General features: G+C 63.4%; 19 protein-coding genes. 13 read left to right on the top strand and 6 right to left on the bottom strand.

The genetic code is table 11. The features are described from left to right. Positions 1 to 6 precede the first annotated feature (6 nt). The 10 genes from AC0L2O_RS01815 to AC0L2O_RS01770 all read left to right on the top strand — a co-directional run bounded on the left by AC0L2O_RS01815 (position 7) and on the right by AC0L2O_RS01770 (position 10,558). Entirely contained in the window at positions 7 to 882 is an 876-nt protein-coding gene (locus tag AC0L2O_RS01815) for a phosphoribulokinase (RefSeq protein WP_473368476.1), read from the top strand. 16 nt (positions 883 to 898) lie between these two features. Further along, positions 899 to 2,920 carry a transketolase gene (gene tkt, locus AC0L2O_RS01810; protein ID WP_473368475.1) on the top strand — a complete coding sequence of 674 codons (2,022 nt, stop codon included), beginning with the start codon at positions 899 to 901 and terminating at the stop codon, positions 2,918 to 2,920. Positions 2,921 to 2,933: 13 nt separating this feature from the next. Next, on the top strand, positions 2,934 to 4,013 hold the full coding sequence (fba, locus tag AC0L2O_RS01805; protein ID WP_473368474.1) for a class II fructose-bisphosphate aldolase: 1,080 nt from the start codon (positions 2,934 to 2,936) through the stop codon (positions 4,011 to 4,013). A 31-nt stretch (positions 4,014 to 4,044) separates the two neighbouring features. After that, the gene (locus AC0L2O_RS01800) at positions 4,045 to 5,505 is read left to right on the top strand and encodes a form I ribulose bisphosphate carboxylase large subunit (protein WP_473368473.1); all 1,461 of its coding nucleotides are present in this window, start codon (positions 4,045 to 4,047) and stop codon (positions 5,503 to 5,505) included. A gap of 11 nt (positions 5,506 to 5,516) precedes the next feature. Then, positions 5,517 to 5,924 carry a ribulose bisphosphate carboxylase small subunit gene (locus tag AC0L2O_RS01795; RefSeq protein WP_473368472.1) on the top strand — a complete coding sequence of 136 codons (408 nt, stop codon included), beginning with the start codon at positions 5,517 to 5,519 and terminating at the stop codon, positions 5,922 to 5,924. A 97-nt stretch (positions 5,925 to 6,021) separates the two neighbouring features. Then, a complete protein-coding gene (gene cbbX, locus AC0L2O_RS01790; RefSeq protein ID WP_473368471.1) occupies positions 6,022 to 6,954 on the top strand; it encodes a CbbX protein in 933 nt (310 codons plus the stop codon). Next, positions 6,951 to 7,688 carry a ribulose-phosphate 3-epimerase gene (gene rpe, locus AC0L2O_RS01785; protein ID WP_473368470.1) on the top strand — a complete coding sequence of 246 codons (738 nt, stop codon included), beginning with the start codon at positions 6,951 to 6,953 and terminating at the stop codon, positions 7,686 to 7,688. Before cbbX ends, rpe begins: the two co-directional genes overlap by 4 nt. Positions 7,689 to 7,965: 277 nt before the next feature. Then, complete coding sequence (locus tag AC0L2O_RS01780; protein ID WP_369725783.1) at positions 7,966 to 8,178, top strand: hypothetical protein; 213 nt, start codon at positions 7,966 to 7,968, stop codon at positions 8,176 to 8,178. 209 nt (positions 8,179 to 8,387) lie between these two features. Continuing rightward, complete coding sequence (locus tag AC0L2O_RS01775; protein WP_473368469.1) at positions 8,388 to 9,926, top strand: Do family serine endopeptidase; 1,539 nt, start codon at positions 8,388 to 8,390, stop codon at positions 9,924 to 9,926. 269 nt (positions 9,927 to 10,195) lie between these two features. Beyond that, positions 10,196 to 10,558 (top strand): hypothetical protein, encoded by a 363-nt coding sequence (locus AC0L2O_RS01770; RefSeq protein ID WP_369725782.1) that lies wholly within the window; start codon positions 10,196 to 10,198, stop codon positions 10,556 to 10,558. Between the two features lie 9 nt (positions 10,559 to 10,567). On the opposite strand, the gene AC0L2O_RS01765 is transcribed toward AC0L2O_RS01770, so the two are convergent. Together AC0L2O_RS01765 and AC0L2O_RS01760 are read right to left on the bottom strand one after the other, a co-directional pair. After that, positions 10,568 to 10,879, bottom strand: coding sequence for a DUF6496 domain-containing protein (locus AC0L2O_RS01765; protein WP_409189886.1), 312 nt, complete (start codon positions 10,877 to 10,879; stop codon positions 10,568 to 10,570). An 84-nt stretch (positions 10,880 to 10,963) separates the two neighbouring features. Continuing rightward, positions 10,964 to 11,158 (bottom strand): DUF3072 domain-containing protein, encoded by a 195-nt coding sequence (locus AC0L2O_RS01760; protein WP_473368468.1) that lies wholly within the window; start codon positions 11,156 to 11,158, stop codon positions 10,964 to 10,966. 115 nt (positions 11,159 to 11,273) lie between these two features. On the opposite strand from AC0L2O_RS01760, the gene AC0L2O_RS01755 reads away from it, so the two are divergent. Next, positions 11,274 to 11,495, top strand: a complete 222-nt coding sequence (locus tag AC0L2O_RS01755) for a hypothetical protein (RefSeq protein WP_473368665.1) — start codon at positions 11,274 to 11,276, stop codon at positions 11,493 to 11,495. A 48-nt stretch (positions 11,496 to 11,543) separates the two neighbouring features. Next, a complete protein-coding gene (locus tag AC0L2O_RS01750; protein ID WP_473368467.1) occupies positions 11,544 to 11,714 on the top strand; it encodes a hypothetical protein in 171 nt (56 codons plus the stop codon). Between the two features lie 117 nt (positions 11,715 to 11,831). Here AC0L2O_RS01750 and AC0L2O_RS01745 read toward each other — a convergent pair whose 3' ends face one another. Then, complete coding sequence (locus tag AC0L2O_RS01745) at positions 11,832 to 12,068, bottom strand: hypothetical protein (RefSeq protein ID WP_409189884.1); 237 nt, start codon at positions 12,066 to 12,068, stop codon at positions 11,832 to 11,834. Positions 12,069 to 12,160: 92 nt separating this feature from the next. After that, positions 12,161 to 12,418: a hypothetical protein gene (locus AC0L2O_RS01740; protein ID WP_369725778.1), complete on the bottom strand. Its 258-nt coding sequence runs from the start codon at positions 12,416 to 12,418 to the stop codon at positions 12,161 to 12,163. 36 nt (positions 12,419 to 12,454) lie between these two features. On the opposite strand from AC0L2O_RS01740, the gene AC0L2O_RS01735 reads away from it, so the two are divergent. Beyond that, positions 12,455 to 12,781 (top strand): hypothetical protein, encoded by a 327-nt coding sequence (locus tag AC0L2O_RS01735; protein ID WP_473368466.1) that lies wholly within the window; start codon positions 12,455 to 12,457, stop codon positions 12,779 to 12,781. On the opposite strand, the gene AC0L2O_RS01730 is transcribed toward AC0L2O_RS01735, so the two are convergent. Together AC0L2O_RS01730 and AC0L2O_RS01725 are read right to left on the bottom strand one after the other, a co-directional pair. Then, on the bottom strand, positions 12,778 to 14,271 hold the full coding sequence (locus tag AC0L2O_RS01730; RefSeq protein WP_473368465.1) for an HWE histidine kinase domain-containing protein: 1,494 nt from the start codon (positions 14,269 to 14,271) through the stop codon (positions 12,778 to 12,780). The genes AC0L2O_RS01735 and AC0L2O_RS01730 overlap by 4 nt on opposite strands. A gap of 13 nt (positions 14,272 to 14,284) precedes the next feature. Continuing rightward, on the bottom strand, positions 14,285 to 20,578 hold the full coding sequence (locus tag AC0L2O_RS01725; RefSeq protein ID WP_473368464.1) for a HAMP domain-containing protein: 6,294 nt from the start codon (positions 20,576 to 20,578) through the stop codon (positions 14,285 to 14,287). Between the last annotated feature and the right edge of the window lie 281 nt (positions 20,579 to 20,859).

Below are 20,859 nucleotides of genomic sequence, written 5' to 3'. Positions count from 1 at the left end.
CGATTCATGTCCAGGAAACACCCGATCATCTCCATCACCGGCTCTTCGGGCGCCGGCACGACCTCGGTCAAGAAGACGTTCGAGCAGATATTCTTCCGCGAACGCGTCAACGCCGTCTACATCGAGGGCGACGCTTTCCATCGCTACGACCGCACCGAGATGCGCACGCAGATGGCCAAGGAGGCTGACTGCGGCAACAAGCATTTCAGCCATTTCAGCCCCGAGACCAATCTGTTCGAAGAGCTGGAGCGGGCGTTCCGCGACTATGGCGAGACCGGTACAGCGGTCACGCGGCACTACGTGCACGACGCCGAGGAAGCCGCGCTGCATGGCGCGGCTCCCGGCACCTTCACCGAATGGGAGCGGCTCCCGGAAAATTCGGACCTGCTGTTCTACGAAGGCCTGCACGGCGCCGTGGTCACGGATAAGGTCAATGTCGCGCGTTATGCCGACCTCAAGATCGGCGTCGTGCCCGTCATCAATCTCGAATGGATCCAGAAGCTGCACCGCGACCGCAGCGCGCGCGGTTATTCGACCGAGGCCGTCACCGACACCATCCTGCGACGCATGCCGGATTACATCCACTACATCTGCCCGCAATTCACCGACACCGACATCAATTTTCAGCGCGTGCCGACGGTGGATACGTCGAATCCGTTCATCGCGCGCTGGATCCCGACGCCGGACGAATCGATGGTCGTGATCCGCTTCAAGAATCCGCGCGGCATCGACTTCCCCTATCTGCTCTCGATGCTGCCGCACAGTTTCATGTCACGCGCGAACTCGATCGTGTGTCCCGGCGCCAAGCTCGATCTCGCGATGCAGCTGATCCTGACGCCGCTGATCATGCAGCTGATCGAGCGCAAGCGAAACCTGAAGTGAAGAAGGGCAGGATCCGATGAACATCTCCGTCCACGCCGAAGCCGACCTTACCGCGGTCACGCACAACGATCTCGCCAACGCCGTCCGCTTTCTCGCGGTCGATGCCATCGAGACCTCGCAGTCAGGCCATCCCGGCCTGCCCATGGGCATGGCCGACGTCGCGACCGTACTGTTCTCGCGTTTCCTGAAATTCGACCCGGCTCATCCGAACTGGCCGGACCGCGACCGTTTCGTCCTGTCGGCGGGCCACGGCTCGATGCTGCTCTATGCGCTGCTGTATCTGACCGGCGGCGATATCAGTCTCGACGATATCAAGGCGTTCCGGCAATGGGGCTCGAAGACGCCGGGTCATCCCGAATACGGGCACACGCCGGGTGTTGAGACCACGACGGGGCCGCTGGGGCAGGGGATCGCAACCGCCGTCGGCATGGCGCTCGCCGAGCGCATGGCCAATGCGCGGCATGGTGACGGCCTTGTTGATCACTTCACCTATGTGATCGCCGGCGACGGCTGCCTGATGGAAGGCCTCAGCCAGGAGGCGATCTCGCTCGCTGGCCATCTTCAGCTCGGTCGTTTGATTGTCCTGTTCGACGACAATGGCATTTCCATCGACGGGCCGACCTCACTTGCAACCTGTGATGATCAACTCGCACGCTTCGCCGCCTCCGGCTGGTCGGTGCGCCGTGTCGACGGGCACGATCCCGAAGCAGTTGCGCAGGCGATTGCCGAGGAGCGTGAGAGCGCAAGACCGTCGCTGATCGCCTGCCGCACCATCATTGGCTACGGCGCGCCGGATCGTCAGGGCACTGAGAAGGCGCATGGCGCGCCGCTCGGCGCCGAGCAGACGGCGGCAGCGCGCAGGACGCTCGGCTGGGACTATCAGCCGTTCGTGGTGGCCAGCCCGATCCTGAAGGCATGGCGGATGATCGGGCAGCGTGGGCAAGTGGGACGTCTTGCATGGCTCGATCGCTACGAATGTGCGACGCCCGAGCAGCGTGACCTCTTCATCGAGGGTAAGACCGTTGCCCTGCCGGGAGCCTTTGCCCAGGCCGCGGCGAAATTACGCGAGCGCTTTGCCACCGAGCGTCCGAAGCTCGCGACGCGGCAGGCCTCGCAGCAAGTGCTCGACGGCATTGCCGGAACAATTCCTGGACTCATCGGCGGCTCCGCGGACTTGACTCATTCGAACCTGACGCACGCGAAACCACAGACTCCCATCACGCGCGGACATTTCGCGGGGGACTACATCCATTACGGTATCCGCGAGCACGGCATGGCCGCGGCGATGAACGGCATCGCGCTGCATGGTGGCTTCATCCCCTATGGCGGCACCTTCCTCGCCTTCTCCGACTACAGCCGACCGGCCATCCGTCTTGCGGCCTTGATGCGGCTGCGCGTCATTCATGTGATGACCCACGACTCCATCGGGCTTGGCGAGGACGGCCCGACGCATCAGCCCGTGGAGCATCTCGCGGCGCTGCGCGTCATTCCGAACCTCCTGGTGTTCCGTCCGGCCGATGCCGTCGAGACGCTGGAAGCCTGGGATTGCGCGCTCGAATCCGAGCATCGACCCTCCGTCTTGTGCCTATCGCGGCAGGCGCTGCCAACGTTCCGCAGCGATGCCCGCGGTCGAAACCGCGTCGCGCGGGGCGCCTATCTCATCGTCTCGCCGGATGGCGGCCGCGACGTGACGCTGATCGCGACCGGTTCGGAAGTGTCGATCGCCCTTGAAGCCGCCCGTCTGCTCGCGACCGAGCACGTCCGTGCTGCCGTGGTGTCCGCACCCTGCTTTGCATTGTTCGACGAGCAACCGGACGACTACCGCGCCGCCGTGCTCGGTACCGCGCCGCGCGTCGGCATCGAAGCGGCGGTCGTTGGGGATTGGCATCGCTGGATCGGTATCGACGGCGAGTTCGTGGGCATGCGCGGCTTCGGCGCCTCGGCGCCCGCGTCCGTGCTCTACCGCGAATTCGGCATCACGTCGCAGGCCATCGCGGAAGCTGCAAGGCGGGCGATTATGCGTACCGGCAAGCAATAAGAGGAGGAATTTTGTGGCCCGTATCACCCTTCGCCAACTGCTCGACCACGCCGCCACCCATGGCTACGCGGTACCGGCGTTCAACATCAACAACATGGAGCAGGGCATCGCGATCATGCAGGCAGCGGCCGAGGTCGACGCACCCGTCATCATCCAGGCCTCGCGCGGCGCGCGCAGCTATGCCGGCGATCTCATGCTCTCGCACATGATCGACGCGCTGGAGCGGACCTATCCGGACATCCCGCTCTGCATGCATCAGGACCACGGCAACGACGAAGCGACTTGCGCCAGCGCCATCGCTCACGGCTTCACCTCGGTGATGATGGACGGCTCACTCAAGGCCGATGCCAGGACGGCGGCGGACTACGACTACAACGTCGCGATCACGCGCCGGGTCGTCGATCTCGCTCATTGGGTTGGCGCTTCCGTTGAAGGTGAACTCGGCGTGCTCGGCTCGCTCGAGCATGGTGGCGGCGAGCAGGAGGACGGCCATGGCGTCGAGGGCAAGGTCAGTCACGACCAGCTGCTCACCGATCCTGATCAGGCCGTCGATTTCGTTCGTGCAACAAAAGTCGATGCGCTCGCGATCGCGATGGGCACCTCGCACGGCGCCTACAAATTCAGCCGCAAGCCGGATGGCGACATTTTGGCGATGCGGGTGGTCGAGGAAATCCACCGCCGGCTGCCCAATACGCATCTTGTCATGCACGGCTCGTCCTCGGTGCCGCAGCCACTCCAGGACATGTTCAACCAGTTCGGCGGCGACATGCCGCAGACCTGGGGCGTGCCGGTCGAGGAGATCGTTCGCGGCATCAAGAGTGGCGTCCGCAAGGTCAATATCGATACCGACTGCCGTCTGGCGATGACCGCGGTATTCCGCAAGGTGGCCGCGCAGGTGCGCTCCGAGTTCGACCCGCGCAAATTCCTCAAACCCGCGATGGATGCGATGCGCGAGCTCTGCCGTGAACGTCTCGAGCAGTTCGGCACGGCGGGTCACGCCAGCGGGATCAAGGTCGTTCCGTTGAGCGAGATGGCGCGGCGTTATCGCACCGGCGAGCTCGATCCGACCACCCACGAGCCAGTCGCCGCCTAGTCATACAGAGAGAGAAGAGCAGGAGAGAGCCATGAATGCACACGCAGGAACGGTCCGCGGCAAAGAGCGCTATCGCTCGGGAGTGATGGAATACAAGCGCATGGGCTATTGGGAGCCCGACTATGTGCCGAAGGACACCGACGTCATCGCGCTGTTTCGCGTCACCCCGCAGGACGGCGTCGATCCGATCGAAGCGTCCGCGGCGGTTGCCGGCGAATCCTCGACTGCGACCTGGACGGTGGTGTGGACTGACCGTCTGACGGCGGCGGAGAAATATCGCGCGAAGTGCTACCGCGTCGATCCGGTGCCGGGTTCGCCGGGCTCCTATTTCGCCTATATCGCCTATGACCTCGACCTGTTCGAACCCGGCTCGATCGCCAACCTCTCGGCCTCGATCATCGGAAACGTGTTCGGATTCAAGCCGCTGAAGGCGCTACGCCTGGAGGACATGCGCTTCCCGGTGGCCTATGTGAAGACGTTCCAGGGGCCGGCGACCGGCATCGTGGTCGAGCGCGAAAGGCTCGACAAGTTCGGCCGGCCGCTGCTCGGCGCGACGGTGAAACCGAAACTCGGCCTCTCCGGCCGCAACTACGGTCGTGTCGTCTATGAAGCACTCAAGGGCGGGCTCGACTTCACCAAGGACGACGAGAATATCAACTCGCAGCCCTTCATGCATTGGCGCGATCGCTTCCTCTACTGCATGGAAGCGGTCAACCGAGCGCAGGCAGCCTCTGGCGAGGCGAAGGGGACCTATCTGAACATCACCGCCGGGACGATGGAGGACATGTACGAGCGCGCGGAATTTGCCAAGGAGCTCGGATCGTGCATCGTCATGATCGACCTCGTGATCGGCTACACCGCGATCCAGTCGATGGCGAAATGGGCGCGCCGCAACGACATGATCCTGCATCTGCACCGCGCCGGCCACTCGACCTACACACGGCAGAAGAGCCATGGCGTGTCGTTTCGCGTCATCGCCAAATGGATGCGGCTTGCCGGTGTCGACCACATCCACGCCGGCACGGTCGTCGGCAAGCTCGAGGGTGATCCAAACACCACGCGTGGCTATTACGACGTCTGCCGCGAGGACTTCAATCCGGTGAAGCTCGAGCACGGCCTGTTCTTCGACCAGTCCTGGGCGAGTCTCAATAAGATGATGCCGGTAGCATCGGGCGGTATTCATGCTGGCCAGATGCACCAGTTGCTCGATCTGCTCGGCGAGGACGTCGTGCTGCAATTCGGCGGCGGCACGATCGGTCACCCGATGGGGATAGCAGCCGGTGCGATCGCCAACCGCGTCGCGTTGGAGGCGATGATTCTGGCCCGCAACGAGGGACGCGACTACGTCCATGAGGGGCCGGAGATTCTGGCCAGAGCGGCCGAAACCTGCACGCCGTTGAAGGCCGCGCTCGAAGTCTGGAAGGACGTGAGCTTCAACTATCAATCCACCGATACGCCGGACTTCGTGCCGATCGCACTCGAAACCGTTTGAGGAGACGCACTATGAAACTCACTCAGGGCTGCTTTTCGTTCCTGCCCGATCTGACCGACGATCAGATCACCAAGCAGGTGCAGTACTGTCTTGCAAACGGCTGGGCGGTGAACATCGAATTCACCGATGATCCGCATCCCCGCAACACTTACTGGGAGATGTGGGGCCTGCCGATGTTCGATCTCCAGGATGCGGCTGGCGTGATGATGGAACTCGCCGAGTGCCGCCGGGTGTACGGCGAACGTTACATCCGCATCAGCGGCTTCGATTCCAGCCATGGCTGGGAGTCGGTGCGGATCTCGTTCCTGGTGAACCGCCCGCCGCAAGAGACTGAGTTCGAGCTGGTGCGACAGGAGGTTGGTGGGCGCGCAATCCGGTATAGCACTGTACGCAAGCCGACGGCCCACGCCTCGCAATAACCATTCCTCTCCGCGCGGAGCACTCCCTGCTCCCTATCCTTGGCGGACAACTGCTTCGCCGCTTCCCGGCGGCGAAGCCCTTTTCTTCGAGGTGCTGATGCTCGATGTTATCCATGCGACGACCGCCGAAGGCGGCGAGACCAATTTCGATCTTCGCAAGGAAGCTGAAGCTGCCGGGATCACCGGCACGCTGCAACAGCTCGAACAGGAGTTGATCGGCCTGAGGCCGGTCAAGAACCGCGTCCGGCAGATCGCGTCACTGCTGCTGGTCGAACGCATGCGGCAGCGCGCGGGTCTGGCCTCGGCACCGCCGACGCTGCATATGTCGTTCACCGGCAATCCCGGCACCGGCAAGACCACCGTGGCGCTGCGCATGGCCAAGATCCTGCATGGTCTCGGCTTCGTGCGGCGCGGACAGGTCATCTCGGTGACGCGCGACGATCTCGTCGGCCAGTATATCGGCCACACCGCGCCCAAGACGAAGGAGATCCTGAAGAAGGCAATGGGCGGCGTGCTCTTCATCGACGAGGCCTATTACCTGCACCGGCCGGACAACGAGCGCGATTATGGCCAGGAGGCGATCGAGATCCTGCTTCAGGTCATGGAAAACCAGCGCGAAGACCTCGTCGTCATCCTGGCCGGGTATGGCGAGCGGATGACGAGCTTCTTTGCTTCCAATCCCGGCTTCCGCTCGCGCATCGCTCACCACATCGATTTCCCCGACTATGCGGAATCCGAGCTGCTCGTCATAGCCGAGCTGATGTTCAGGGAACGCGGATATCGCTTCGCGGCTGCGGCACGCGAGGCGTTCGAAAGATACATCGCGTTGCGCCGGACCCAGCCGTTCTTCTCCAATGCGCGCTCGATCCGCAACGCTGTCGATCGCATTCGGCTGCGGCAGGCCGATCGCCTGGTCTCCGATCTCGATCGCATGCTCGATGTCGCCGACCTCGAAACCATTGATCCGGCCGATGTCCTGACGAGCCGCGTGTTCAGCGGCGGGGCCGATGTGCGGAGTGCAAAGCCATGACACCAGACATCCTCATCGCTCCTTCCATTCTGGCGGCGGATTTCGCGCGCCTCGGCGAGGAAATCAAGGCGATCGACGGGGCCGGCGCCGACTGGATTCATTGCGACGTCATGGACGGGCATTTCGTGCCGAACATCAGTTATGGCGCTGATATCATTAAGGCGATCCGGCCGCTGACGAAGCGGATTTTTGACGTACACCTCATGATCGCGCCGGCCGATGCTTATCTCGAAACGTTCGCGAAGGCGGGGGCCGATGTCATCACGGTTCACGCGGAGGCCGGTCCGCATCTCGATCGCTCGCTTCAGGCGATCCATATGCTCGGCAAGAAGGCCGGCGTCAGCCTGTGTCCGGCCACGCCCGAGAGCGTGATCGAATATGTACTCGATCGTATCGATCTCGTGCTGGTGATGACGGTCAATCCGGGCTTCGGTGGCCAGTCCTTCCTCACTTCGCAACTGGGGAAGATCACTCGCATTCGGAGCATGATCGGCGGCCGCCAGATCCGACTCGAGGTCGATGGCGGGGTCACGCGCGACAATGCCGCGGCCGTTGCCGCAGCTGGCGCCGATACGCTTGTGGCGGGCTCCGCCGTGTTTCGCGGCAGCAGCAGCGCCGACTACGCCAGCAACATCGCGGCCATTCGCATCGCCGCCGAGTCCGGCCGGGTAACAAAAGTGCAAGATAATTCCGCGCAATCGCTCCATGCGGGTGCCACCGCGCGGATCCGATAAACTAATTGAACGGTATCGTGATCTGATCGGTATGAGCGCGGAACCTCGCGGGTTACGCTTGGAGCTCATGCCTTGGCGCCCATGCTTTGGAGCCCATGCCCTTGCGAGGCAGGTTCCACGTGCAAAGCCCGAGTCATTGGAACTAAAGTGGGCGAGCGCATTTCTCAAAAGTTAACTGCAATCAAGCGCGCTGTGCAGGCAGCAAATGTTTTGCACAACCGCCATCGGCCTGACGCAAATCAGGGCAATAAGCCTTGTGAACGCGAGGGAGGGTCTCATGGAGAACGTACGTCGCTACCGCGCGCTGGCGTCCCTCTGCCGTCAGCAGGCGGCCTACCGGCCGCTCCAGACCTGGGAGCTCCTCGGCCAGGCCGAACATTTCGAACATCTCGCCGAGATCGAGCTCAAGGCGCACTTCGCCGCGTGCAATGCGAAGGGCGAGGACGACGCTATCGGAGCAGCGGCATGGGAAACCCCCGCCGCGGCGTGACAGAGCTCTTATACGCGCCCTCGGGAGTGCGAGATCAAAGTCCGACAGTCTGAAGTGCATCGACGCGCCGCCGTCGCTCGAAGATTTTTTGCCTGCGGCCGCTCGTCGCATTTCTTTGCCAAGAATTAATCGCGTGGACGGGACACCGTAAGGTGCAAGGACCCATGTTGGATGCAGGGCGACCCCTCACCCAACATGGAGATTTCGACATGAACGATCGCGTCAATTCCGACACCACCACGTCCCGCAAGATTCTGAGGCCGCGCCGGCTGGCGCTGCTCGGCACCGTGGCCGCGCTGGGCGTCGCCGTGCTCGCCGCGTCTCCCATTTCTTCGCCGTTCAATGTGAACTCCCTCATTGCGCCGGCGCAGGCCTCTGAGGTGGCCGCGACGCCGCCGGGATTCGGCGATCTCGTCGCCAAGGTCAAACCCGCCGTCATCTCGGTGCGGGTGAAGATCGACGAGGACAACGACAAGAGCGCGATGCTGCAACAGAACCGGATGGATTCTGACGAGCAGACGCCGTTCGACCAGTTCTCGCGGCAATTCGGCTTCCCCCGCGGCATGAACGGCATGCCGCGCCAGCGTCATCAGGTGATCACGGGCGAGGGCTCCGGTTTCTTCATCTCCGCTGACGGCTATGCCGTCACCAACAACCACGTCGTCGACCACGCTCAATCGGTGCAGGTGACGACCGACGACGGCACGATCTACACCGCCAAGGTGGTCGGCACCGATCCCAAGACCGATCTCGCGCTGATCAAGGTCGAAGGCAAGAAGGACTTCCCGTTCGTCAAATTCTCCGACCAGAAGGCGCGGATCGGCGATTGGGTGGTCGCGGTCGGCAATCCCTTCGGTCTCGGCGGCACGGTGACTGCGGGTATCGTCTCGGCCAGCGGCCGTGACATCGGTAACGGTCCCTACGACGACTTCATCCAGATCGACGCCCCCATCAACAAGGGCAATTCCGGCGGTCCTGCCTTCGACATGAACGGCAACGTCATCGGCGTGAACACCGCGATCTTCTCGCCGTCCGGCGGCTCCGTCGGCATCGGCTTCGACATTCCGGCCTCGACCGCAAAGCTCGTCGTCGCACAGTTGAAGGACAAGGGTGCGGTCACCCGCGGCTGGCTCGGCGTACAGGTCCAGCCGGTGACCGCGGATATCGCCGACAGCCTCGGCCTCAAGGCGGCGCGTGGTGCGATCGTCGACAATCCGCAGGACGGCAGCCCGGCGGCGAAGGCCGGCATCGAGGCCGGTGACGTCATCACCGCCGTCAATGGTACTGCGGTCAAGGACTCCCGCGATCTCGCCCGCACCATTGCCACCCTGGCGCCAGGCAGCTCAGTGAAACTCGACGTCTTCCATAAAGGCGAGAGCAAGACGATAACGCTCGCGCTTGGCGAGCTGCCGAACGAGCGGCAGGCCCAAGGTAAGGCCGACGACGGCAAGACGCAGCCGGACGCCGGCACGCCGCGGCTCGGACTCAGCCTTGCGCCCGCGGGTGATGTCCAAGGCGCCGCCGGCCAGAAAGGTCTCGTGGTGACCGAAGTCGATCCCGAGGGACCGGCCGCGCAGCACGGTATCCAGACCGGCGACGTCATCCTGAACGTCGGCGGCAAGCCGGTCGCCAATGTCGGCGATGTCCGGTCCGAACTGGCGCAGGCCAAATCGTCCGGCAAAAAGAGCGTGCTGTTGCAGGTGAAGAGCGCGGAGGCGACCCGGTTCGTCGCAGTGCCGCTCGCGTAAGTCTCGCGACTTCGACCGCAAATTCAAAAGGCGGCCTGCGGGCCGCCTTTTTTCGTGTGCGCTGACATACCCACAGGTAGCCGATAACATTCTCGTTAACGGCAGCAATGGTGACGGGTTCGTCCGAAAAAGCCGCGTTCGCTGTTCACACTCGGGAGTCGCGTGTTGCACTTTGGCGTGGAAGCGCCAGAGCCTGTCGGAAGAGTGGAACTTCGGACCGTCCGGCTGCTTTGGAACCCGCCGGTGGTTCGCATTTGATCGGTGCCAAGATGGGTCGATTGAAGCTCTCGCTGATGAGTGCGCTGCTCGTGGCGCCCCTGGTATTATCTATCGGAAGTGCGATGGGTCGCGACGACGGCCGCTACGCCGATTCGCCGCTCAAGCCTTGGTTCGACAGTCTGCGCAGCCATCTCGGTCCGTGCTGCTCGGACGCCGACGGCGTTGCGGTCGCCGATCCCGATTGGGAATCGCACAACGGCCACTACCAAGTGCGCCTCGACGGGCAGTGGGTCGAAGTCCCCGACGAAGCCGTCATCACCGAGCCAAACCGCGCCGGCCGCACCATGGTGTGGCCGGTCAAGACGGCGTTTGGCATCTCGATCCGCTGCTTCATGCCGGGCAGCATGATCTGAGGCTGGTCTCTACGACCGCTTGGCGGATTTACGTTTGGAGCTTTTCTTCGATCTTTTGCTCGAACTTTTCCTCGAACTCTTCTTGGCCGTCTTCTTGGTCTTCTTGGCTGTTTTCCGCTTCGACGCCTTCTTCGGGACCTTCTTGCCCTTCTTGCGCGCTTCGGACAGGCCGATTGCGATCGCCTGCTTGCGGCTCTTCACGCGTCCGCCACGACCGCCCGGTCCGCTCTTCGCGGTACCCTTCTTGTAACGGCGCATCTCGCGCTCGACATCCTTGCCGGCGCTGCGCGAGTAACGGCGCTTCTTTGCCTTGCGTGCCATCAAGTTTCTCCCTTCGGTCGAGAGAACTGCTCGAAGCAGGCATGGTTCCGAAACGCGCCGCAACGCGCGAACGCGCCAAGCAAGCTAGAAGGAATTCGCCAGCTCGATTTCCGCCTCCAGCAGCTGGATGCGTCGCGCGGCTTCACCGGAGGACAGATATCGATCGTATTGCGTGGGCTGGTAGGCCTCCTCACTCAGCCGCTTCAGCCTCAGCCCCTGCGCCCGGGTCATCTGATCCATGAAAAAAACCCTGGCGTCGTATTGACCCTGAACCTGCATGTCCGCTCTCCATACGGAATTGGTGACTTGACTATATGTTCTTATTTTGTTCTAACAAGTCATGGACAACAGAATTAATGAAATTCGACGTAAAATCAGCGCCTTGAGGCTGGAAATGGCCCACGTCGAGGCGTCTGTGCGCGATCTCGTCAACCGCGATCGCGACTGCACCGAGCAAGCCCTCGCGCAGATGGATCTGCGCCGGAAAATCAACCTGCTGATCGGCGAATGGAAGGCAGCCGGGGGCGGCGAGGTGTTGCCCGATATCGGCAACCGGGTGCGTCTGCGTTCAGGGATGATCGAGAGCAAGCCGACACGCGCGGCTCTGCGTCGCTGAGATATTGAGAGGGAATCATCAGAGGCGTTCAGCGGATGGAGGCACGTCGTGGACGAAGACCCGGACGCCTACCGGATTCTGAAACTGCGCGCCGAGATCCTCGAACTGGGCTTCGCGATCCGTCAATTGCGGCGTGAGGGCCTCGACGACGCCGCGGCCCAGCTCCTGATCTCGCGTAAGCGGGCGCGGCTTGACCAGCTCGTGAAGACACTTTCGTAAGTCGCGCCTTAACTTCACTTGAGATGCGGCGCAGCTCGCGGAGCAGGCCAATCCCCCGTTCGCGCATCAAAGCAAAAGGCCCCGCGATCGCGGGGCCTTTCCTGGAGTTCGGCGAGCCTACTTGGTGTTGGTCGTGCCCTTATTCGTCATGCTGCCGCCTTGGTCGGAGCCGGGACCAGAGCCGCCTTGGCCGGAGGCGTCAGGGGCCCTTGACTTGGTATTGGCTCCCGTCGTCTGCGAAGACGACATCGAGGATGGGTGTTTCGATTTGTGCGACTTGGCCTGCGCGGCGAACGGCGCGGCGGCAAGGCCGGTTGCCAACATCACGGCGAGGGCGAGCTTGGTGGTCTTCATGCGGGGGACTCCTGAGTTGAATTGACGCAGGCACCCAACCGCTATCTGCGGCAGGAGTTCCAAGGAACCACTCAGGCGTTTTCACCCGGACCTCAAAATTCCTTGTCTTCGGAAATGATGAACACGACGCCTGTGAGCGCTGCGCCGATCGAAAACGTCGTCACCAGCGTGATGACAAAGACGAAAACCGCCTGGCGTCCGCCATGGTTCAGCAGGCTGGCGACCGCTGGATTGAACAGAATAAGTGCAAGACCGAAACCAAGGCCGAGCGCGGCACCCATCATCGCATGCGTCATCAGCTTGATGAGGCCGGTGGGAGAGATCAGGCTTGGCGACTTTTTTGCCCGCATGGAACTGCCGCTCGCTTTGGCATGCAAACGCGCGCAATGATCCAGGGTTCCATCCCGGATGAAGGAATTGTCATGAGTCGCTTCAGGCGACGTTCATGCTCGCTTTGCGAGAATGACGCCACCAACACGGGAATATTCGATATGGGCAAGGTTGTCTTTCTTTATCGCTCGCTGGCATATCGCAACGCGGCCGCCGACATGCTGCGCAAGGCGCGCAAGCTGCCGCGCGGCGCGGAGCGAAGCGCGGCCCTTCGCTACGCGACGGCGTTACGCGATCTCGCGCAAACGGAAGCATGGCTTGAGGGGCGCATCGCCGTTGACCCTCGGCCGACAGAGCAGAGGGAAGCAGTCGCTTCGCGCTAACCCAACGCGCGTTGTAGCTCAGGAAAGGTGTTGGGGTCGAACCTGTCCTGTGCTGCCGACACGGCCGCAGATTTTGGCATCAGGGGCACTTCGAGCCGGCACAACAGGCCTTCCGCGCGCCAATCAAATTGCGCTCGTCCGCCGAGCTGCGATTCGACACTCGCCAGCAGGCTCCTTGTGCCAAAGCCGCGCGATTTCGGCGTCATGACTGCTGGGCCGCCGGATTCCTCCCACGTCAAAATGAGGAGGTCGTTCTCGGACTGCCAGCCGATTGCAAGCCGTCCTGATCGTGTCGAGAGCGCACCATATTTTGCCGAATTGGTGAAGAGCTCGTGCAGAGCAAGTGCCAGTGTCTGTGCCGTGGTGGGCAGCAACTGCACCTGGGGACCTGCCAGCTTGACCTGGCCGCCAAGCGAATAGGGCGCAAGCTCCTCGTCGATCAGCTTGGACAACTCGGCGCCTTGCCAGCTCGACAGCGACAGGATCGTGTGCACGCGCGCGAGTGCGTTGATGCGCCCCTCGACGGCGCTGACATAGGCTTGGACCCCGTCGGCGCGGGTGAGGCGCACGATCGACTGCGCCAGTGCCAGCGCGTTCTTGGCGCGATGGTCGACTTCCCGTGCCAGCAGAGTCTGTCGCTCTTCGGCGCGCTTACGTTCCGTGATGTCGACGGTGACGCCGCTGACCCGCACCACGCGTCCGCTCTCGTCCACCGTCGCGGCCGCCGTGCCGACGCACCAGCGAATCTCGCCATCGGGCCGGCCGATGCGGAATTCCGCCTCATACGCGAGCGCGCCGCTATTGAGCGCGGCGATCGCCCGACGGAACTGATCGACATCGTCGGGATGCAGCAAAGCCTGGATGTTTGCCGAAGTGACGTTGAAGGTCTCCGGCGTCACCCCGAAGATGCGGTACTGGCCTTCGTCCCACATCCAGTCGCCGTTGATCCAGTCCCAGTCCCAGGACCCCATCTTGCCGGCCGCGATCGCCATGCTGCGGCGCTGTTCGCTTTCGCGCAGTTTTGCGGTGGAGTTCTCCAGTTCCGCGGTACGCGCGCGGACGCGGTCCTCGAGCTCCTGGTTCAGCCGTTCGAGCTGGCGCGTCTTGCGGTAGAGTTCGGCGAACACCTTGATCTTGGCACGCAGCACCTCTGGCACGACCGGCACCGGAACGTAGTCGACGGCGCCCATCTCGTAGCCGCGCAGCCGGTCGATGTCGCTGACCTGGATTGCCGAGATGAAGATCATTGCTGTTTTCTGGAACCGCGGATGCTCGCGGATCATCGCCGCGAGCTCAAAACCGTCGAGTTCGGGCATGCAGACATCGACCAGGATCACCGCGATCTCGGTCTTGAGCAGTACCTCCAGCGCCTCGCGCCCCGACGAAGCGATCACGAGATTCTCGCCGAGTTCCTTCAGGATGACCTCGTAGGCGAGCAGCTTGGCCGGCTGGTCGTCGACGAGGAGGATGTTGACCTTTTGGTGGTCCATTCTCGGATCCCGCTCAGCGGTGCAGCCACATGCGGATTGCAAGCAGCAATTGATCGGTGTTGACGGGTTTGGCGAGGTAGTCGGACGCGCCGGCTTCCAGACATTTCTCGCGGTCGCCCTTCATCGCCTTCGCTGTCAGCGCGATGATCGGCAGGCGCAAGAAGGCCGGGTTCTCCCTGATCACGCCGATGGTCTGATAGCCATCCATCTGCGGCATCATGATGTCCATCAGCACGATGGCGATTTCCGGGTTGGACTCGACCAGCGTCACCGCTTCGCGGCCGGTGGTCGCCGTCAGAACCTTCATGCCGCGCCGCTCCAGCACGCTCGACAGCGCGAAGATGTTGCGGGCGTCGTCGTCGACGAGCAACGCGGTCTTGCCGATCAGGTCCTCGTCGGAGCTGTTCAGTTTCTCCAGCATGCGCTGCTTCTCGATCGGAAGTTCGGTGATCACGCGATGCAGGAACAATGCAGTCTCGTCGAGCAGGCGTTCCGGCGATTCCACACCCTTGACCACGATGCTGCGCGCCATCGTGTGGAGTTCCGCATCCTCCTCGGCCGACAGTTCGCGGCCGGTGAACACGACCACCGGAATGTTCGACAGCGCTTCGTCGTGGCGGATCTGGTCGAGCACCTCGAAGCCGCTCATATCGGGCAGCCGCAGGTCGAGCACCACGCAATCGCACGGCGCCTCGCGCAGCATCGAAAGTGCGCCGGCGCCGGTATCGGTGGTCACGATCTCGATGTCGTCGTGATGCAGGAGCTCCCGGATCGAGAGCTGCTCGGCCTCGTTGTCCTCGACGATCAACAGCCGCTTGCGCCGCGGCCTGGCATATTCCTTGATTTGCGACAGCGCAGCCGAAACACCCTCCGTGGTGGTCGGCTTGTTGACGAAGGAGAAGGCGCCGCGCGCCAGCGCATGCTGGCGGTCCTCGTCGAGCGTGATGATCTGCACGGGAATGTGGCGCGTCAGCGGATTGTGCTTGAGCTGGCTCAGCACTGTCCAGCCGAGCATGTCGGGCAGGAACACGTCGAGCGAAACGGCTCTTGGCTGATACTGCTTGGCAAGCTCGAGCGCTTCCGCGCCACGCGAGGCGACCAGGACCTTGAATCCCTTGTCGCGCGCGAGATCGACCAGAATCCGCGCATAATGTGGGTCGTCCTCGACGATCAGGAGGATACTGTCGCCGGGGTCGAGCTTGAGCCGATCGTCCGGCAACTGCTCGACGACGCGCTCGGGCGTCGTCGCTGCCGGCTGCAGTGCCGGCGGCTGGCTGTATTGCTGCTGCGGCGCGGCGCGCGGCGCGAGCGTCGGGCCGGAATATTTCAGCGGCAGATAGAGCGTGAAGGACGAGCCCTTGCCGGGCAAGCTGCGCAGGTGGATCTCGCCGCCAAGCAGGCTCGCGAGCTCGCGGCTGATCGCAAGACCGAGGCCGGTGCCACCATATTTGCGGCTGGTGCCGGCGTCGGCCTGCTGGAACGCCTCGAAGATCAGCTTCTGCTTCTCGAGCGGAATCCCGATGCCGGTGTCGGAAACTTCGAACGCGATCACGGCCGGCGCGGAATTCAGCACAGGATGATCCGTCCCCCAGCCGCCGACCGCGGCGGCGACCTTGAGCCGCACTTCGCCTTCGGCGGTGAATTTGAAGGCGTTGGACAGCAGGTTCTTCAGGACCTGTTGCAGCCGCTTGGAATCGGTGACGATGCTGCGCGCGAGGTTCGGATCGACGTCGATCTTGAACGACAAATTGCGATTTTCAGCCTCGTGCCGGAACGGCCGCCCCACCGTCTCCAGCAGGTTCGCGGTCAGGATTTCCTCGGCGTCGACCGTCACCGTGCCGGATTCGATCTTGGAGAGATCGAGGATGTCGCTGATGAGGTTGAGCAGATCGGTGCCGGCGCCATGGATGGTGCGGGCGAATTCGACCTGCTTGCCCGTGAGATTGCCGTCCGGATTGTCGCTGAGCTGCTGGCCGAGGATCAGGATCGAGTTCAGCGGCGTGCGCAGCTCGTGGCTCATATTGGCGAGGAATTCGGACTTGTACTTCGAGGTCAATGCGAGCTCGGTGGCCTTTTCCTCCAGCGCGCGGCGGGCCTGCTCGATTTCCTGGTTCTTGCGCTCGACCTCGACGTTACGCTCGGCGAGCTGCTGAGCCTTCTGCTCGAGCTGGTCGTTGGTCTGCTGCAATTCGCGCTGCTGGGTCTGAAGCTCGCCGGCGAGCTGCTGCGATTGCTTGAGCAGACCCTCCGTCTGCATCGTCGCTTCGATCGAATTGAGCACGATGCCGATGGAGTCGGTGAGCTGCTCCAGAAACGTCATCTGCGAGGTCGTGAACGAGGTCAGCGAGGCAAGCTCGATCACCGCCTTGACCTGGCCCTCGAACAGCACCGGCAGCACCACGAGGTTCTTCGGCGCGACGCGGAGCAGCGCCGAATTGATCGGCACCACGTCGCTGGGAATGTCCGCCACGACGCGCGGGCGCCGGTCGAGGGCACATTGGCCGATCAGGCCGTCACCCAATGGAAGCACGCGCGGATAGGGGTAGAGGCCGTCGCCGGCATAGGAGGCAAGCAGCAGCAGCCGGGGACTGTCCTCGCTCTCGACCTGGTAGATTACGCCGGTGTGCGCGTTCACCAGCGGCGAAAGCTCGGTCAGCAGCAGTCGGCCGACGGTGGCGAGATCGCGCTGACCCTGAAGCATGTTGGTGAATTTCGCGAGGTTGGTCTTCAGCCAGTCCTGTTCGGTGTTCACGTCCGTGGTCAGACGGAGGTTCGTGATCATCGTGTTGATGTTGTCCTTCAACTCCGCGACTTCACCGCGGGCCTCGACCTGGATCGACCGCGTCAGATCGCCCTTGGTCACGGCGGTCGCGACTTCCGCGATGGCGCGCACCTGCGAGGTGAGATTGGCCGCCAGCAGGTTGACGTTGCCGGTCAGATCCTTCCAGGTGCCGGCCGCACCGGGCACGTCGGCCTGTCCGCCGAGCCGCCCCTCGACGCCGACCTCGCGCGCCACCGACGTCACCTGGTCGGCAAACGTCGCGAGCGTCTCGGTCATGTTGTTGATGGTGTCGGCCAGCGCCGCCACCTCGCCCTTCGATTTCACGGTAAGATTCTGCTTGAGGTCGCCGTTGGCAACTGCGGTCACGACCTTGACGATGCCGCGGACCTGCTCGGTGAGGTTTGCCGCCATGAAGTTGACGGTGTCGGTGAGATCCTTCCAGGTGCCGGCGACGCCGGGCACCTGGGCCTGGCCGCCGAGTTCGCCTTCGGTGCCGACCTCGCGGGCGACGCGCGTCACTTCGCCGGCGAAGGCGTTGAGCTGGTCCACCATGGTGTTGATGGTGTTCTTCAGCTCGAGGATCTCGCCCTTCACATCGACGGTGATCTTGCGGGACAAGTCGCCGCGCGCAACGGCCGTGGTGACTTCGGCGATGTTGCGGACTTGGGTCGTGAGGTTTGCGGCGAGCAGGTTGACGTTGTCGGTGAGGTCCTTCCAGGTGCCGCCGACGCCGGGCACGACGGCCTGACCGCCGAGCCGTCCTTCGGTGCCGACCTCGCGAGCCACGCGCGTCACTTCGGCGGCAAAGGAGCGGAGCTGCTCGACCATGGTGTTCAAGGTGTCCTTGAGCAGCAGGATCTCGCCGCGCACGTCCACCGTGATCTTCTTCGACAGATCGCCGCCGGCAATTGCGGTGGCGACCTCGGCGATGTTGCGGACCTGGGCCGTCAGGTTCGAGGCCATGAAGTTGACGTTGTCGGTGAGGTCCTTCCAGGTGCCGGCAACGCCTGGCACTTCGGCCTGGCCGCCGAGCTTGCCTTCCGTGCCGACCTCGCGCGCCACGCGCGTCACCTCGCCGGCGAAGGCGTTGAGCTGGTCGACCATGGTGTTGATGGTGTTCTTCAGTTCGAGGATCTCGCCCTTCACGTCGACGGTGATCTTGCGGGACAAGTCGCCGCGGGCAACGGCCGTGGTGACTTCGGCGATGTTGCGAACCTGGGCGGTCAGATTACCCGCCATCGAGTTCACGGAGTCCGTCAGATCCTTCCACGTGCCGGCAACGCCGGGCACGTTGGCCTGACCACCCAGGCGTCCCTCGGTGCCGACCTCGCGCGCGACGCGCGTCACCTCGCCCGCGAAGCGGTTGAGCTGGTCGACCATCGTGTTCAGGGTGTCTTTCAGTTGAAGGATCTCACCGCGGACGTCCACCGTGATCTTGCGCGACAGGTCGCCGCCGGCAATCGCGGTCGCGACCTCGGCGATGTTGCGGACCTGGGCGGTGAGGTTGCCCGCCATCGAGTTGACGTTGTCGGTGAGGTCCTTCCAGGTGCCGGCGACGCCTGGCACTTGCGCCTGGCCACCCAGCTTGCCTTCGGTACCCACCTCGCGCGCCACGCGCGTCACCTCGCCGGCGAACGCATTGAGCTGATCCACCATGGTGTTGAGCGTTTCCTTCAGCTGAAGGATTTCGCCCGATACGTTGACGGTGATCTTCTTCGACAGGTCGCCCTTGGCGACCGCGGTCGCGACTTCGGCGATGTTACGCACCTGACCCGTCAGGTTCGAGGCCATCGAGTTGACGCTGTCCGTCAAGTCCTTCCAGGTGCCGGCCACGCCGCGCACCTGAGCCTGGCCGCCCAACTTGCCTTCGGTGCCGACTTCGCGCGCGACGCGCGTGACCTCGCCGGCGAACGCGTTGAGCTGGTCCACCATCGTGTTGATGGTATCCTTCAGCTCCAGAATCTCGCCGCGCACGTCTACGGTGATCTTCTTCGACAAATCGCCGCCGGCGACTGCAGTGGTCACCTCGGCGATGTTGCGGACCTGGGCTGTCAGGTTCGACGCCATCGAATTGACGCTCTCGGTCAGGTCCTTCCAGGTGCCGGCGACGCCGAGCACGTTGGCTTGGCCGCCGAGCCGGCCTTCGGTGCCGACCTCGCGCGCGACGCGCGTGACTTCGCCGGCGAAGGCGTTGAGCTGGTCGACCATGGTGTTGAGCGTTTCCTTCAGCTGAAGGATCTCGCCCGAGACGTTCACCGTGATCTTCTTGGAGAGATCGCCGCCGGCGATCGCGGTGGCGACGTCGGCGATGTTGCGGACCTGCGCGGTCAGGTTGGACGCCATGAAGTTGACGTTGTCGGTGAGATCCTTCCAGGTGCCGGCCACGCCGGGCACCTGGGCCTGGCCGCCGAGCTTGCCCTCGGTGCCGACCTCGCGCGCGACGCGCGTCACCTCGGAGGCGAAGGAGTTGAGCTGGTCCACCATGGTGTTGATGGTGTCCTTCAGCTCCAGGATCTCGCCGCGGACGTCCACCGTGATCTTGCGCGACAGGTCGCCACGCGCCACGGCGGTGGTGACGTTGGCGATGTTGCGCACCTGCGCGGTGAGGTTGCCGCACATCGCGTTGACGGAGTCGGTCAAGTCCTTCCAGGTGCCGGCGACGCCGGGCACGATCGCCTGGCCGCCGAGCTTGCCATCGGTGCCGACCTCGCGCGCCACGCGCGTCACTTCGGAGGCGAATGAGCGGAGCTGGTCCACCATCGTGTTGATGGCTTCCTTGAGCTGAAGGATCTCGCCGCGAACGTCGACGGTGATCTTCTTGGACAAGTCGCCGTTGGCGACCGCGATCGTGACCTCGGCGATGTTGCGAACCTGGTTGGTCAGGTTGTTCGCCATCGAGTTGACGCTCTCGGTCAGGTCCTTCCAGACGCCGGTCACTTCCGGCACCTGGGCCTGGCCGCCGAGCTTGCCCTCGGTGCCGACCTCGCGCGCGACGCGTGTCACCTCGGAGGTGAACACGCCAAGCTGCTTGATCATCGTGTTGACGATGGTGGCCGATTGCAGGAATTCTCCGCGGAGCGGACGGCCGTCGACGTCGAGCTTGACGGTCTGGAGCAGGTCGCCTTGCGCCACCGCTGCGACCGCGCGCGTCACCTCGCGCGTCGGCCACAACAGATCGTCGATGAGGGTGTTGACGGAGCCTTCCATGTCGGCCCAGGAGCCGCTCGCCAGCCCGAACTTGACGCGCTGCCGGGTCTTGCCTTCGCGCCCGACGACCTGGCCGACCAGCTCGAGCTGCTGGGCCATGCGCTGGTTGGCCGCGATGATTTCGTTAAACGTGTCCGCGATCTTGCCGTCGATGCCGAGATAATCGCCGCTCATCCGCAACGAAAAGTCGCCGCTGCGCATGGCTTGCAGCGCGAGCAGCAATTCCGGCCGGGAGTCCGGCTCTGACGCACCGTTGTTTTTCGGCTTTGGGATGCGACGACCGGACCGTGATGCAGTTCCGGGATCGAGGTCGCTCATATGATTCCCCCGCGGCGTCGGCCGAATCCACGCCAAGACGCAATGACTTAAAATAGAGCGTCAGCCAAATTCGAAATCAAGCGCCAAGGTTGGAGCGCGCGAAAATGGAACCTGCCTTGCTCAGCCCGGTACAAACAACATCGGCGGGTGCAATCGGTTCCATTCGGTTCCGGATAATTTTTGGGCCGCCCGGACGCTGCTCATGGTGCTCCCGAATTGCCCGCAATCCGTCCGGGAACAGAGCACTCGAAGTGCCGTTAGCCCGCGAACGATCGGAGAGC

Source organism: Bradyrhizobium sp. Kon10, from assembly GCF_055807395.1.
The sequence above is the reverse complement of the archived record's forward strand: the minus strand, read 5'-3'. Positions and strand labels throughout refer to the sequence as shown.

What these genes read in the sequence shown, in the direction of transcription:
- rpe (WP_473368470.1), top strand. Translation starts at nt 6,951, where the DNA reads ATGACACCAGACATCCTCATCGCTCCTTCCATTCTGGCGGCGGATTTC.
- AC0L2O_RS01765 (WP_409189886.1), bottom strand. Translation starts at nt 10,879, where the DNA reads ATGGCACGCAAGGCAAAGAAGCGCCGTTACTCGCGCAGCGCCGGCAAG.
- AC0L2O_RS01780 (WP_369725783.1), top strand. Translation starts at nt 7,966, where the DNA reads ATGGAGAACGTACGTCGCTACCGCGCGCTGGCGTCCCTCTGCCGTCAG.
- AC0L2O_RS01730 (WP_473368465.1), bottom strand. Translation starts at nt 14,271, where the DNA reads ATGGACCACCAAAAGGTCAACATCCTCCTCGTCGACGACCAGCCGGCC.
- AC0L2O_RS01760 (WP_473368468.1), bottom strand. Translation starts at nt 11,158, where the DNA reads ATGCAGGTTCAGGGTCAATACGACGCCAGGGTTTTTTTCATGGATCAG.
- AC0L2O_RS01815 (WP_473368476.1), top strand. Translation starts at nt 7, where the DNA reads ATGTCCAGGAAACACCCGATCATCTCCATCACCGGCTCTTCGGGCGCC.
- AC0L2O_RS01775 (WP_473368469.1), top strand. Translation starts at nt 8,388, where the DNA reads ATGAACGATCGCGTCAATTCCGACACCACCACGTCCCGCAAGATTCTG.
- AC0L2O_RS01800 (WP_473368473.1), top strand. Translation starts at nt 4,045, where the DNA reads ATGAATGCACACGCAGGAACGGTCCGCGGCAAAGAGCGCTATCGCTCG.
- cbbX (WP_473368471.1), top strand. Translation starts at nt 6,022, where the DNA reads ATGCTCGATGTTATCCATGCGACGACCGCCGAAGGCGGCGAGACCAAT.
- AC0L2O_RS01770 (WP_369725782.1), top strand. Translation starts at nt 10,196, where the DNA reads ATGGGTCGATTGAAGCTCTCGCTGATGAGTGCGCTGCTCGTGGCGCCC.
- AC0L2O_RS01795 (WP_473368472.1), top strand. Translation starts at nt 5,517, where the DNA reads ATGAAACTCACTCAGGGCTGCTTTTCGTTCCTGCCCGATCTGACCGAC.
- AC0L2O_RS01725 (WP_473368464.1), bottom strand. Translation starts at nt 20,578, where the DNA reads ATGAGCGACCTCGATCCCGGAACTGCATCACGGTCCGGTCGTCGCATC.
- tkt (WP_473368475.1), top strand. Translation starts at nt 899, where the DNA reads ATGAACATCTCCGTCCACGCCGAAGCCGACCTTACCGCGGTCACGCAC.
- AC0L2O_RS01745 (WP_409189884.1), bottom strand. Translation starts at nt 12,068, where the DNA reads ATGAAGACCACCAAGCTCGCCCTCGCCGTGATGTTGGCAACCGGCCTT.
- AC0L2O_RS01740 (WP_369725778.1), bottom strand. Translation starts at nt 12,418, where the DNA reads ATGCGGGCAAAAAAGTCGCCAAGCCTGATCTCTCCCACCGGCCTCATC.
- AC0L2O_RS01735 (WP_473368466.1), top strand. Translation starts at nt 12,455, where the DNA reads ATGATCCAGGGTTCCATCCCGGATGAAGGAATTGTCATGAGTCGCTTC.
- AC0L2O_RS01755 (WP_473368665.1), top strand. Translation starts at nt 11,274, where the DNA reads ATGGCCCACGTCGAGGCGTCTGTGCGCGATCTCGTCAACCGCGATCGC.